This is a genomic window from Actinoplanes sp. URMC 104, from assembly GCF_051386375.1.
Classification (GTDB): domain Bacteria; phylum Actinomycetota; class Actinomycetes; order Mycobacteriales; family Micromonosporaceae; genus Actinoplanes.
In genome coordinates this window covers 24151-38067 of sequence record NZ_JBPQTO010000010.1, presented here as the reverse complement: position 1 = coordinate 38067, position 13917 = coordinate 24151, and the positions used below count along the sequence as shown (strand labels likewise).

Here is a 13917-nt window from a genome sequence, read left to right as displayed (position 1 = left end):
GCACTGTCACAACGAGCGGTTGCTCGAGACCAACCTCAGGGCTCGAAACAGTGCCCGAACCGCCGAGACACGCCGAAAGGGCCACCTTCGCCGTTTAAGGCAAGATCTCGCCTATGGATTCGGTCAACATCGACAGCTACACCTTCGGCCTCTTCGCTCTCCGCGCGAGCCAGTGGGAGGCCGAACACGTGTTGCGGCAGTACAGCGTGGACCTCCCGGTTGATTTGTCGGACGCCTTCGGGGACATGGTGGCCTGGGCCTGGCGAAACCGACGCATGACAGCGATCGACATGGTGGCCTCGCTAATTGCGAACCTGAGGGGCAAGTTGGAGGTCGATGGCCTGCTGATCGAGGCCGTACTTGGCGCGTTGCCGATGGTCTTGCACCCAGTCGAAGGCGGCGAGGCCGACGAGATCGTCAGCAGCTTGCGTCCTGACGTGGTTGCGCGCTTGGGTGCCATCTACTGAGAAAGCGGGCCAGGAGGCGTTTCATCGCGGCCTCACGACAGCATTCGCAGCTGATGGCGAGAAACGGCAGGGTGCGGTCGAGTAGCAGTGCGCAGGCGGTGGCTCAGTCGAGTGCGCTCAGGTCGAGATCGACATGCGGAGTCTGACCGCTTCACGCTGGGCCCGCCCGCTGTTGGCGGGCGGGGCTGGATTTCGGTCAGAAGGTCTTGATGGAGACGGCCCCTTACTTCGGAGCAGTAGTGCTGCCACCGTCCTGTAGGTCGTAGTCCTCGGCGCCTACCGCCCGAGCAGCCGCCCCCGGCGTCACCGTCGACGCGGTAAACGGCCCTTGTTCGCCACCAACGTCACCGCGACGCCCGGCTGGCTCGCCGAGCCGAACGTCATCACGACCAGCCGCTGCATGGCCGCCGGGTGCATCGCCTCGGCGGACCGGCTGTCACCGCATTCGTTGCGGCACGCGTTTGCCACCGGCACCCGCGAGGCCGGCGTGCCCTTGCAGGACGTGCAGGACGCCACGGGTTACGCAGATCCGCGCGCGACGCGTCGCTACGACCGCGACCCGCACAGTTCGACCGCGATTCCGCCCGTGTCCTCAGCGCGCCCGCCGTGCCAGTCGGCGCTCCGACTCGGCCACTTCCTTGCGACCTGGCGCCACCGGCGTTGTGAGCCTCAGGCGTTGCCTGGCCTGCTGGTGCCAGCATGCCCGCCGACGCTGACGCCCCCGTTCGCCCGGTAGTACGCCGGCCGTGAGAACAATGGTCGGTCTGACGGATAGCTTCGTCGCAGATTCCGGCATCAGCCCATTTGCGGCCGAGCTGAGTTCTGCATGGGCGCCGGCTCGGCCAGAGCTAGGAGGATGCTGTGAAACTCGGATCAATTGAGAACCTGTCGCCGCAGACTGCCCTCATCATCGTGGGACTACCCGTGGTCGGAATCGTGGCCAGCGTGGCCCTGTGTGCTGCCGTCCTTCACAGCTCCGCCTCGAAGCATCGGGCGCACATGATCAGCGCGGCGGGCGTCTTCTTCCACCCCTCGCCGGTAGTCAAGAGGCAGGCATGAGACGCGGCGGGGTGCGGTCGCTCCAGCCACCGCAGCCCGCCACTTGGCCAGCGGCACGATAGGGGCGATCATGTGCCTCGACGCTGATCCATCCCCCTCTCCAGGCGCCTTCTCGACGTCTGTGCGAGGCTGGCAGCCGATCAGTCCTCGGCCGCTACGACCGCCTCCGATGCGACCGGCTCGGCGTGGGAGCGCGCGGGCACCGGCTCCGGCCCGTCCTGCGACGAGAATGCCGTCGACACCAGTGCCGACGCGACCGGCTCCACCTCGACATCCTCGGTCGCGCGCATCTTGGGCGGCGTCGCCAGCCACGGCTTGAAAGTTCTGCAGCACGTGCGCGTAGAAGTCGTCGATCGCGGTGCGGACCGAGTCAATGAACGAGCCGCGGCCGGTGCCGCGTTTGGTGCCCGCCGCCACGGTCGCGGCGACCCGGAACGACTTGAGGTCCTTGGCCGGGTCGGGGATCAGCAGGCCTGGGTTCTCCCGCACGCTCTTGAGCAGCTCTGCGTTGCCGGGGCCGCGCGAGTACGCCGTCACCGATTCGATCCGCAGTGACTCGGGGGGCGTCCTTGAGCTGCCGGACGAGCCAGTTGACCCGCATGGTCGCCGGCCCTCCTTCGGCGCGTCCACGTCGACGTGGCAAGTGATCCGGGACGCCCGCAAGTCGGCGGCGCCACCTCCTTGCGGGTCAGCGTCGGCAGGAACTCCGTGCCGAGCTGCCGACCGAGTTTCAGCCCGTCGAACCGGACCAGAGCGTCGAACCGGCCAGCCACCGCGGAGGCGCCCGGGTTCGAGGCGTGCAACGTCCCGGCGGGGACCGCTTCGCGGACACCGACCCACGGCGATCCCATGTCGGAGAACTCCAGGACACCGGAGCGGGGGTGCTCGAGGTAGCGGATCAGCTCGCCGAGAATCCCCGCCTGGTCCGTATCGGCCACCCCGCGGTACTCCTTCGGCATGACAGCGACCGTGAGAACTTCCGACCACGGCAGGTGGTACAGGGCCACCTTCTTCAGCTTCCGCCTGCCGACCGGGGTTGGGTGCTGGCCGGGCACGCCCCGGGATCTGGTTTGAGATGGTGACCAGGGCGTCGGAGCGCTGATGAGTGATGAGACGCGTCAGCGCCGGCGCACTGGATCGGTCACCGCCCAGTGAGCCGACCACTCACTCCGTCCGGACACGCCGCTTGAAGCGTTCGGGCTGGGGCACGGCCGCTTGCAGCCACCCTCACGCAGGGCGCGTCCGGTATGCCGCAACTCCCACAGAACCAGCGCAGCGGGTGACGGACAGACCCCAGAGCCCTTCACGCAGGGTAAACAACGAATCAGCGCCCCAACATACATCTCATGGCCCGCCGGGCGACGATCATCCAGGTGGATCCTGGATGATCGTCGCCGAAGGGCTACCGAACGCAGTATTTGTGGTCGTGCAGGTCGGCGAGAAGCTTTCCCGAGGTCAACTATCCGTCGACCGCCTAGCCACACACCGAGGCTCCACATCGGTGCACGGGAGTCGTAGTGCTCGAAACCATCGGGGGCGCGGTCCTGGAATGGATCGTCGGCGAGACCCTGAACAAGACCCGCACTGCGATATCCCGGGAACCTCAGGTACGCGACCTCGACAAGGTGATCCGGAAGGCCGTCGAGCCCGCGACGGCAGCAGCCACGTCGGACCCCGTCGCCCAGAGCTCCCTTTCTGACGCGTTGACCGAGCGTCTCGTGGCTCGTCTCGATATCTCCCCCGGTGATCTGCGAGACCCGGCCGCCTCCGTACGCCGTTGGCTCGCCCCCTTGGGCGAGCCGATCGTCGGTGGCATCAGTTACTGGGAGAACGTCGGCGTGGACGGTGAGCTGGTGATGGATGCTCTGGCCACGGAGGTGGTTCGCGGCATCGCCGAAAATGCGCGTCGGGGTGGTTCGCTCGAGTCGATTGCAGGGGAACTTCGATTCGGCGCACTGCTCGGTAAGCTCAACAAGATCGAAGCGCAGCTCACCGCCTTGACCGCAGTGCGAAACAGCACGGCGTCGCGAAACCAGCGGCCATTCATGAGCCCGGTGCGCTGGGGCCGGTACGTATCCCGACCCCAGGTGGAAACCGAGATCGCTAACGCGATCTTCGCTAGCCACGACCCCGTTCCCTTACTCCAGGTCTGGGGGACCGGCGGCTTCGGTAAGACTTGGCTGGCACAGAACCTCTGCCTCAGCCAGCAGGCAATGGATCACTTCGAAGGAGGCGTGCTCTGGATCCAGCTCAGCGAGGATCGCTCCCTAGTACGGGTCGAATCGGAACTCGAAAGGGTCGCCGCTGAACTGGCTGACGTCGGACGTCCCCTAGAGGATCGGGGCAGCCGCCCCAGCGAAGCACAGCGCCTGGCCCGATGGGTCGGCGAGCTGACCGACGGAATTCCCACCCTTATGATCATCGACGACGCCTGGACGGAAGGCCACGTCGAGCCCTTCGTCGACAGCCTCCCGCCGACGTGTTTCCGGGTGATCACGTCTCGCAACCAACGCGCGGCACCCTCGCAGGTTCCGCGACTGCGCGTCGACGCCATGCAGCCAGCCGAATCCATACAACTGCTACGGGGACAGCTCGACATCAGCGACGACGATCTCGAGCCGTTACGCAAGCTGTGCGACGATTGGCCGATCAACCTCGCGCTCGTCGGCGGCCAGCTGCAATGGGTCGTAGATCAAGGCGGCTCCGTCGGAGACGCCGTCGGACATGTTCTTCACCGTCGGCGGGAGCACGGGCCGACCGCGTTCGACCGAGATCGCGAAACCGGTCCGACCAGCCCCCGCAACCGGACCGTCCGCACGACGATGGAGACCAGCCTGACGTTCCTCGGCGAACTTCACCCCGGCGCGGACGAACGCTACCTCGAGCTGTGCGCGTTCCAGGACGACTCCGATGTGCCGCGCGAGGTCATCGCCAAGTTGTGGCGGCGGCGTGCCGGACTGGACTTCGCCACCAGTGAGTCGCTGCTACTCGAGTTCGCCAGCCACTCACTCATCCAACACTTCCAGTTGAATCCGCCCGCCGTCCGGCTGCATGACGTTGTACGCGAATACTTGCGACACCGCGCCGGCAACCGACTCATCGCCGAGATCAGCCAGGACATACTCAGGCTGTCGGAGGACACCGAGCTGACTCTGCCGAACGATGGGGACCCACCTTGGTGACCAGGTCGCCGAGCGCAGGCTCAGACGCTGCCAACTTTCTGTTCCGGCAGCAAGCGAGACTCACATACCAGGCTGGCGGTGATTTGAGGGCGGTGTGCCTCGACCCGCGATGGATCTTGAGGAGTCTTGCGATCCGGCCCGTGGGCGAGATCGTGGCTGATCTCACCTTGCAGCCGGATCCGGACCTGGCTCTACTGGCACAGGGCGTGGAGCGTTGCGCCCATCTATTGCGCGATACGAGCTCCCGGCCGCACCGGGTGGACACCGCGCTCGCCAGTCTCTGCGCCGACCCCCGCACACGCTCAGTCGCCGAGCGGTGCATGCGGGAGCTCGGCCGGGTGAATCTTCGCTTGGCCTGGGCGGTCCAGCCGTCGACCGGGTCGCGGTCGCACACGCTGCAGCGCCATGGCGAGAGGGTCGTCAGCTGCCGCTTCAGCGCCGACGACCGTTACCTTGTCAGCGTCGACCGCGGCGGCGTGGTAATTCTTTGGGACGTCGCCAGCGGGGCGAGCGTGGCGGTCCTCGACTCGCGGGAGGCTTGGGCGGACGCTCGGCGGAGCGCCTTCCCTGCGGCCCGACACCCGGATGTTATGCGCATGCAATATGGATTCGAGCAGACGTACACGCTCGTCGGCGGCCGCGATCAGCTCGCCCTTGTCACTTCGGAGGGGGTGCTCACAGTCTGGTCGCTGGCCGACGAAATTGTGCCGCTGTACGTGTCCGACACCGCACGCGACGGGTACGGCTCGGCCAGGTTCGTCTTCGCCGTCGACCGTGAAACCTTCATGTCTCGTTCCGACGACGTCCTGCGACTGCACTCGTGGGAATCCGGCACGGTGCTGCTGACGATGCCGGTCGACGGCGGGACAGCGAGGTCCGCATTCAACGGCGCGAACGATCGCGTAGCGGTCGAGGCCCAACCCGGCCTCATCGAGATCTGGGATCTTGCCGAACGGCGGCTCGCCGGACGGATCGATACCGGTTACACGGATGACCGATACCTCGACGGCCTGGCCCTCGACGGCAATCTGCTCTTCGTGGTCGACGACGAGGGTTTCGCTGCGCTGTGGGACTGGCCCCGAGGACGCAGGATCGGTCGGTTCCGCGGCGTATTCGATCAGCCACAGGTAGACGCCAGCACCGGCATCCTGCGCTGGCTCAGCCGGCCCGGCGAGCTCGTTGTCACCGACGTGCGGTCGGGCGGCACTTTCCGGGCCCGCGGCCCAGTCGCCGAACTGCCTGCCGACGCCGACGACTACGGCCGCGCGACTCTGATACCGCTGTCAGATCGGATGCTTGCGACCGTCATGAACCGCCAGTCCACAAATGGAGGCGACGCGGTGGCCGAGGAACACCGAGTTGACTTCTTCGAGCCGGACAGCGGTCGCTGCCTGGCGACCGGTTGGGGCGAAGGCTCGGTGCTGCTAGCTGTCGCCGGCGCGACGCCAGGTCAGCTCCTGATCGCCACAAACCACGGCGAGTTTGAGACGTGGGACCTTGCTGCGGACGATGTGGGGCGGATTCAGACCGCAGCCGGCGCGCGGGCAATCTCGGCCGCAGTCAGCGGTGATCGCCGAACGGCGGCGGTCACCAGTTCCAATGACGTTCTATTCACCCGCCTCGACGGCGACCGGAGCAAGGATCGGCAGCAGTCCGCGCGCGGTTTAATCGGGCGCCCTGTCACAGTGCTCGCCGACCCTGCGGGCCGTTGGTTCGCGACCGTCACAGACCAGCGTTACCTCGACGTGTGGGATCCGCTCATGGGCTTGCCGCAGTACGCCTGCCACGGCTCCGCGGACCTTCAGTTCGAGAGTGCACCGCAGTTTCCAGCCTTCAGCCCGGACGGGCGGTGGATCGCTGTTGAGGACTGGGACCACAGCATCATCATTTGGGATCCGAGTACCGGACGGCAACTCGACCGCCTCGGACCGCAGGACGGAACGTTAGTACATGCGGCGGCGACCCGCTCGGGTCCCGCCGTGTTCCGCCGATACTACCGCGGTGACCTGGTGATGTGGGATGTACGGACCCGACGGCGGGTAGTAGCTCTACCGCCCGCCGATAAGTTGGCCGGCGATGTGTCCGGGACGTGGCTCGCGACTCTGGACAAGGACGGGACCGCCTCCGTGTGGAGCCTCGCCGATGGCCGTCTCCAGCACGCCGTCAAGAACGCGTCTGGAATGGCCGCTGACCCAACTGGCCGCGGCCTGTTCGTCTGGGATGGCGGTCACGTGCGCGTCATCCGTCTGCCGGACGGCGCCGTCGAGGGGATCGCAACTGTCCCGGCTGGGGTAGCGACCGTGCTAGTCAACGCGACCGGATCGCGGAGGGTGCTGGTGGGCCGGGACGGCTCCATTCAATTATTGCTGCCCGAATCAACCCCCCTCAACGTTCGAAGCACTCTGGCAGGCGACGAGCACGTGCGGTGGCGGCTGAGTCCCGGAGGCCGTTTGCTCGGGGCGGTCGGGCTCAACGGCAAAGTCGAGGTCATCGATCTCGACCGGCCGGGCACGCGAGCGTCGGCCACTGCTGCAACGCATGTAGCCGCGGCGGCCTTTGTGGCGGATACGTCCTTCATCCTCACAGGTGACTTCGGCGTGCAGTCGATGATCCTCGGAAACGTCACATAACAAAGTCTTTGGAGGTTCAGGTGACGGCTCAGCGCAAATCAGAAGCAGAGATGATCGATGAGTCCCGCCGTAGCGGGCGGCAACTTGCGGGCGCCTTCAACGGGGGCGCCGAGCCGCAGCCCATCAACTCTAGGGTGGCGCTGCAGAGAGGTGAACACTGCTACGGCGAGATCCCCGCACACGTCTACCAATTTCTCGAGGGCGACGGGTCGTACATGAAGCGCTCTGGCGGCTGGACCATGGGCGGAGGGGTGTTCGGCGCCATGATCAGCGCGGTGAACGTCACCTCGAACGCCGTGGGCAACGCCAGACGGCGGGCGCAGGCGGCGAGAGACGCTCAAGGTCAATGGCAACACGTCGAGTCGGGCACTATCTATCTCACGAACCGGCGTTGGAGCATTAATACGGGCAGCACCTGGCACGACTGGTGGTTCAATGGCGTGCGGATGTCCGATTGCGACGGCAAAATGATAACGCTGGAGCTCGTCGACCTGCCGCGAACCGGACTGGTGACGCCACACCCCGACTACTGGTACGTAATGTTCTCCAAACTCGCCTACGACCGCGTGCACATGCCGCCGCCACCGTCGGACGGACGGGATCTCCCTGCGCCGGGAGCTCAAACCGACGGTCCCCGATGGACGCACCGACCTGAGTGATGAGGGAGATGCCTGGGGCGTCCATCCTTCGCACAGCAGCATCGGCGGCCGGTTGATGGCAGTCGTGGCTAAATACCGGTCCGGGAACGACGCATGCAATCCAGATCACGGCAGCGCATCCACGACCCAGCGAGTTGTCCCTGCGCGGGGCGGGCCTTGCATCTAGGGCAGGTTGGCAAAGTCGGTGGCGCTGATGGGCTCACGTGGCCCACCCCCGAACTTGTCGTAGGTTCATTGGCCAAGATGTAGCCCAGGCGTCCCAATAAGCCGAAATCGGTCCGCCACCGGTCGGATGGCGTCATGTCCGATGGCGGACTGCACGACCACCACGCTGCGTGGTCGACTGGCAGCGACATGCGCCTCCGCCGAGGGGAGCACCTGCCGTGGTCGCCTTCGATTTCCCCCGCGTGATCCGTGAAGCATCCGATCACCAACTGCTGAGCGTCTCCGACGGCGACACCCCGAACATTTTCATGCCGGTCCGGATGGTGTCGATCGACACGCCCGAGAAGGCCACCTTCGCCGGCGCCGCACCCACCGCCCAGGCCATCCTGGACCGGTGCCGCACCCGCCTGCTGGACGGCACCTATGACGCCCAGCTCGCATTGAGCGACGATGTCGCACCGCAGGCTAAAGCGCATCGTCGGTGAGGTCGTAACCCAGAGACCGTTCGTATCCCAGCAGTTGCGGTCGATAACGTCGCCGCCTCGCGATGGTCTGCGGGCGAGAGGACCAACGGCCGAGGTAGGTCACGCGAGCCGCGGCGAGCCAAGCCCTGCGTCGTACCTTGGCGCATCATCGTGAGGGCTGGCCGCCGCGCTCACACGACAGCTAGCCCAGGCAGTACGGCACCCCGAGCGCGCCGGCACCGGCTACCAACCAGTCCGCTCATCTCGGCGTCCAAGGTGAGACGGACGCCAGCACAGAGCCACCATGACGAGGGCAGCCGTGGCGAGTACCTGAACCACTGGAACGGAAAACGCCGCGGACTCAACGAACAGCACAAGCCCAATCAAACCCGACGTGACCGGAATGGCGGCGTGCACACCCCGTACCGCAGCGGCTGAGCGGGTCACCAGAAGCGGGGCCCAGGGCGCCACGACGGCGGGCTCATCCAGCCGAAGGCACCCCACCGTTACCTTTTTGGTCGTCCCCAGCCGGGGACTGCTCGGTCGCCCGGCTCGGTATGACTTACTGCCCCTGTCGTACGGATGATCCGGGGGTGTTGTCGCAGGGCCGGGTGGCGTCGATGGACCGCTGATAGGGACACGGCCACCCACGGTGCTGGGGTAGGTCTCTTCGTAACGTGGCTGCCGGCAGTCGACGCCAGACTGGCGATCGAGGCGGCGGCTGTCGTGGGGAGGCGATGTGCACGGCGACTACCAGGTCTTTATTGGCCTCGACGTGGGCAAGGACGGCCATCATGCCGTTGCCTTGGATCGCGATGGGCAGCGATTGCACGATGCCGCGCTGGTCAACACCGAGGCCAAGCTGCGGCAGGTCTTCCATAGACTCGCCCGTCACGGCCGGATTCTTGTGGTGGTCGACCAACCGGCCTCGATCGGAGCTTTGCCGGTCGCGGTCGCTCGATCCTGCGGTCATGACGTCGCTTACCTGCCAGGGCTGGCGATGCGTCGCATCGCGGACCTGCACCCGGGCGCGGCCAAGACCGACGCCCGTGACGCCTACGTGATCGCCGACGCCGCACGCACGCTGCCGCACACGCTTCGCCGTGTCGACGTCGGCGACGAGGCACTGGCCGAGCTGGAAGTCCTGGTCGGCTTCGACGACGACCTCGCCGGCGAAGCGACCCGCCTGGCTAATCGCATCCGCGGCCTGCTCACCCAGATCCACCCCGCCCTGGAACGTGTCCTTGGACCTCGGGTGCAGCACAAGGCGGTACTGCAGCTGCTGTCGCGTTGCGGCGGTCCGACCGGACTACGCAAGGCCGGACGCCGCAAGCTGCTCGAGATTGCCGCCAAGAACGCCCCTCGCATGGGTGAGAGCCTCGTCGAGCAGATCATGACCGAGCTCGAAGAGCAGACGGTGACCGTTCCCGGCGCCACCGCCGCGGAGAAAATCCTCCCGCGGCTGGCCGACAGCCTCCGCGAGGTTCTCCTGCAGCGCGACCAGGTCGGCGCCGAGGTCGAGGGGATGCTTGATGCTCACCCTCTTGCCGAGGTCCTGACCTCGATGCCCGGCATCGGTGTCAGGACCGCAGCTCGCATCCTGCTCGAAGTCGGCGATGGGACCGCCTTCAAGACACCCGGACACCTGGCTGCCTATGCCGGCCTGGCCCCAATCACCCGCCGCTCCGGCACCTCCATCCGCGGCGAACACCCACCCCGAGGTGGCAACAAACAGCTCAAACGCGCATTCTTCCTCGCCGCGTTCGCCAGCCTCGCTCACCCACTATCGCGGGCCTACTACGACCGCAAACGCGCCCAAGGCAAACGCCACAACGCCGCCCTCATCTGCCTCGCCCGCCGCCGTGTCGACGTCCTGTTCGCCATGCTGCGCGTCCAAAACCCCTACCAAGCAAGGCCCAGCGACCACGCACTTGCCGCTTGACGAAACCCATAGGGACACCCCCCCCCGGAGTCTACCGACGGACCGCCAGCAGCGCGCCGTGGCCGAGGCGATCTGGCACGCAATGAGCAACCGCCTTCATCGAAATCCACCTGGCTCATCACCGCCGCCCACGCCAAGACACCCTCGTCTACCGTGGCATCTGGCGCCGGATTCCGTCGATGAGCTGTTCGGACTCCGCAAGCTTGTCCCAGTCCTCCAGGATTCCAGCTTCCGCAAGTCTTTGCCGGATTTCCACCGCCTCCTCTACCGAAAACAAAGCTTCATCCAACGAGCCCGATCCGGCTCGATGCCGCAAATATCGGACGGTTCCCAAATTGTGAAGAGACTGGGCAAGGTCCTCGCTATGCGCCTTCGGGTTCCGATCGACAAGGCGGCGATACATCCCTATTGCTTCTGAGCAGACCTTCTCGGCTTCGGCGAGATTTCCGCTTTCCGCGACCACGGCCGCTTTGTTGTTTAGCGAGAGGGCAAGATCGGGCAGATAAACCGCCGCGTTGGAAGCCACGAGCTCGCGTCGGAATTTTAACCCTTCTTCAACACGTTCCAACGCTTCGCGGTAGCGCCCCAGCCTTAGCAAAGGGCTGACTTGATTGTCGAGCGTTTCGGCGAGCCGCGGAAGGTAAAAATCTTCGTTCTTCTCGGCCAGAACCCGATAGTGAGACGTCGCGGCAGAAACGCACTGCACGGCTTGGTCGTAATCATTCATGGCGGTGTAAATGTTACCCATGGCGTTAAGCGCCGATGCCAACCCGTGACGATACTGGCTCGGAGCCGACCGCGTCAGCGCCGACCACACGGCTTCCGACCTCTTGGCGACGGACAGTGCCTGCTCAAGATCGCCGAAATTTCGAAGGTGAGTGCTCAAATTATGGAGCGAGATGGCGAGTTCCATGTCGAACTGGCGCTCGCTCTTCGCTAGCTGCGTATAGATTTGAGACGACTTCACGAAACAGTCAAAGGCGTTACGCCGATCACCGAAATCTCCGAAACAAGTGCCGAGCATGTTCAGACTGTGCGCCAGCCTGGCAGCATACGTTTCGGGCTCAACTGCGTTCAGGCTCAGGAGTAGAGCATGACCCTCCTTAGCCGCCGCCAGGCCCTCGGTGATTTGGCCCAGATTCCTTCGACACCCGCCAAGGTCGCTGAGAACGCTGCCCAGCCTACCCAGTTCGACGCGCGAGCCGTCCCGCGCTAACTCGCGGCGAAGACGCACGGCCTGTTCGTAAATGCCGACAGCCTGCGAGAATCGACCCGCTTGATATAACCGGCGCGCGTAGAGTTCGTGGACTGACGCACGGACGCCCGGTTCCTGACTGCTTCTCATCCGTTCTTCGAAGATGACGGATGCAATGTCGGCCGCAGCCAGGTCGAAGTCCACATGTTGAGTGCTTGGAAGAACGTCGTACACGGCCTCGAGTACATCGACGAGACGATAGTGCGCCTGCGCTGATTCTTCGGCTGACTCCGCTGCGGCAGAATCGACGTGGCGGATGCTGGCAAGACGGGAAAGGGTTGCGCCGCCGGCGGCCAACGCCAACTCGGGTTGCTGCCGGAGGACGGGAAAGAGCGCCTCGTTGGCGAAGTGGGGCCAGCGCAACGCTGTTTCGACCAGCACAGTTACAACGTTCGCAGTCCATGCCGGCGGCTTCCCCTCGCTGACAGTTAAGAGGGCGCTGATCGCTTCCGTCACCCAGTCACGTTCCAGGTCGTTGACACCGTCTCCGCCGTGGCCAGGGGTGGACATGGCGATGAGGTCCTCGCTGAACCGGTCGGGATGCAATGGCTCGAATACGGTCCGTGGGTCAACTGGCGGGTAGCAGGTGATGTGGTCGTCGATGATCTGATCTGAAGCCGTAATGGTGTCGGCGAACCCGGCGCTGGCGAGGGCTTGATGGGCGACGGACCGGGGCTGGCTCCCGGTGAGAGTTGCGGCGATGACTATCCGGTGCATCTTTTCCGGCGAGGTTTGGATCGGCGTCTCAGCACGGGCGTATAGCTCTCGCCAATACGTCTGTTCCCGGCGCAGCAGGTACGCCGACACGGCACCCGGTTGGATCGGCGGGGTTTGGCCGCGCCCGATGGCGTCCACCCCGGCCAGCGCTGCCATGTGCACTGCCAGAATTGGCCTGAACCCGTCGCCGGCCAGATCCGGCACCGGCCAGGCGGCCGGTGCTAGACCTAAGGCTGCGGCGAAGCCTTCGGCCGCGGCATTGAATAAGGTATGGCGGGTGTCGGTACTGTCTGCGGCTAGCTCAGGCAAGGGCCATCGGTCGACCCGGATTCCTAGGTCGCTGTCGGCCCGATCGGCCAGTGCGGGCCACCAAGAGCCCGCCGAACGGGCCAGCATCAGCACCCGCACGCGGGTTCCCGCCCGGACGTGGAGGACGCGGAGCTGGGTGAGCAGGGCGAGTAGTGCCGAAGACGGCCACCTGTCGGCGTAGTCCACAACGGCGAGGACCTTGCCGCCGGGCAATTCGACCCGCGACGTCGCGGCAGTGGCGGCGTGCTTCACATGCCACACCGCCCATTTTGCGGCCGCACATTGAGCGCCGACTGCCGTGGCAAGCCGCGTCTTACCCTCTCCGCCTGCCCCGTGGACGAGGAGCGCAGCGACCGGCTCGGCTCCAGCAACCCATGCGTCAAGGGCGCCGCCGGTACGATCACGAGGTGTGAACGGCACGATCTGATGCCGGGCCAGCAACAGCCGGCTCGGCTGCGCCCGCGCCTCTTCCACACTCACCGGTACGGCTTTGCCGTCAGCCTGCACAACCTGGTACGGCGGCCGGTCAAGGGAGACCGTTACATCCCCGTCAACACCGGTGACTTGGACGACGTCGCCAAAGACCACACTGCCGGTGACTATCTGACCCGTGGCCCGTCGCGGCGCCCACCAACGAGTCATCGCTCGAGCTCCACATCTCCGCCGACGTCGTCGACCTGCCGAATCGGGCCCGCTGTGGATGAACGCATCACGGACTGTCCATCTGTAGCGGCGTCGCCCGACGGAGGCGGCGCCGGAGTTGCAGCAGGTGACGGCGCTGTGGCTGCTGGGCCGATCCGGACGCTGCCACGCACACCCCGGACCTGCGTCACACCGCCGCCGACCATCGATTCGGTAACCGTCTGCCCGCTAGTAGGCCGCCGGGTGCTGGCTGTACCGGCCACCGCGAGACCGAGACCGACCAAACCAACGAACAACCCGAGCACGCTGGCCCACTTATCGGCCCTGTCCAGACCTTGGATGATCAAGAAGATTCCCAGGCCAGCAACCAGCAACCCCCCTGCGACTGCCGCCGTCCACTTGTGCACCTGAATACCTTTCGTCGGC

9 protein-coding genes and 1 pseudogene are annotated in these 13917 nt (G+C 65.6%); 7 read left to right on the top strand and 3 right to left on the bottom strand.

The genetic code is table 11. The annotated features are described in order from the left end of the window. Nucleotides 1-113 precede the first annotated feature (113 nt). Nucleotides 114-467 carry a hypothetical protein gene (locus ACSNN8_RS25485; RefSeq protein WP_436652073.1) on the top strand — a complete coding sequence of 118 codons (354 nt, stop codon included), beginning with the start codon at nucleotides 114-116 and terminating at the stop codon, nucleotides 465-467. A gap of 424 nt (nucleotides 468-891) precedes the next feature. Further along, nucleotides 892-1133, top strand: a pseudogene (locus ACSNN8_RS25480) (tyrosine-type recombinase/integrase); the annotation flags it as partial. Between the two features lie 533 nt (nucleotides 1134-1666). Here ACSNN8_RS25480 and ACSNN8_RS25475 read toward each other — a convergent pair. Together ACSNN8_RS25475 and ACSNN8_RS25470 are read right to left on the bottom strand one after the other, a co-directional pair. Continuing rightward, nucleotides 1667-1816 (bottom strand): hypothetical protein, encoded by a 150-nt coding sequence (locus ACSNN8_RS25475; RefSeq protein ID WP_436652072.1) that lies wholly within the window; start codon nucleotides 1814-1816, stop codon nucleotides 1667-1669. Nucleotides 1817-2059: 243 nt separating this feature from the next. Then, on the bottom strand, nucleotides 2060-2533 hold the full coding sequence (locus tag ACSNN8_RS25470; RefSeq protein WP_436652071.1) for a hypothetical protein: 474 nt from the start codon (nucleotides 2531-2533) through the stop codon (nucleotides 2060-2062). A 510-nt stretch (nucleotides 2534-3043) separates the two neighbouring features. Here ACSNN8_RS25470 and ACSNN8_RS25465 point away from each other — a divergent pair. The 5 genes from ACSNN8_RS25465 to ACSNN8_RS25445 all read left to right on the top strand — a co-directional run bounded on the left by ACSNN8_RS25465 (nucleotide 3044) and on the right by ACSNN8_RS25445 (nucleotide 10568). Then, nucleotides 3044-4708 carry an NB-ARC domain-containing protein gene (locus ACSNN8_RS25465; protein WP_436652070.1) on the top strand — a complete coding sequence of 555 codons (1665 nt, stop codon included), beginning with the start codon at nucleotides 3044-3046 and terminating at the stop codon, nucleotides 4706-4708. A gap of 140 nt (nucleotides 4709-4848) precedes the next feature. Next, a complete protein-coding gene (locus tag ACSNN8_RS25460) occupies nucleotides 4849-7338 on the top strand; it encodes a WD40 repeat domain-containing protein (RefSeq protein ID WP_436652069.1) in 2490 nt (829 codons plus the stop codon). A gap of 20 nt (nucleotides 7339-7358) precedes the next feature. After that, complete coding sequence (locus ACSNN8_RS25455; RefSeq protein ID WP_436652068.1) at nucleotides 7359-7997, top strand: hypothetical protein; 639 nt, start codon at nucleotides 7359-7361, stop codon at nucleotides 7995-7997. A 383-nt stretch (nucleotides 7998-8380) separates the two neighbouring features. Next, entirely contained in the window at nucleotides 8381-8647 is a 267-nt protein-coding gene (locus tag ACSNN8_RS25450) for a hypothetical protein (protein ID WP_436652067.1), read from the top strand. A gap of 718 nt (nucleotides 8648-9365) precedes the next feature. Continuing rightward, complete coding sequence (locus tag ACSNN8_RS25445) at nucleotides 9366-10568, top strand: IS110 family transposase (protein ID WP_436652066.1); 1203 nt, start codon at nucleotides 9366-9368, stop codon at nucleotides 10566-10568. Nucleotides 10569-10716: 148 nt separating this feature from the next. Here the strand turns inward: ACSNN8_RS25445 and ACSNN8_RS25440 are convergent, their stop codons facing one another. Next, nucleotides 10717-13491, bottom strand: coding sequence for a tetratricopeptide repeat protein (locus ACSNN8_RS25440; RefSeq protein ID WP_436652065.1), 2775 nt, complete (start codon nucleotides 13489-13491; stop codon nucleotides 10717-10719). Nucleotides 13492-13917: the final 426 nt, after the last annotated feature.

Bases quoted from the DNA above. Each gene is read 5' to 3' on its own strand.
- ACSNN8_RS25485 (WP_436652073.1), top strand. From the start codon at position 114: ATGGATTCGGTCAACATCGACAGCTACACCTTCGGCCTCTTCGCTCTC.
- ACSNN8_RS25475 (WP_436652072.1), bottom strand. From the start codon at position 1,816: ATGCGCGCGACCGAGGATGTCGAGGTGGAGCCGGTCGCGTCGGCACTG.
- ACSNN8_RS25440 (WP_436652065.1), bottom strand. From the start codon at position 13,491: ATGACTCGTTGGTGGGCGCCGCGACGGGCCACGGGTCAGATAGTCACC.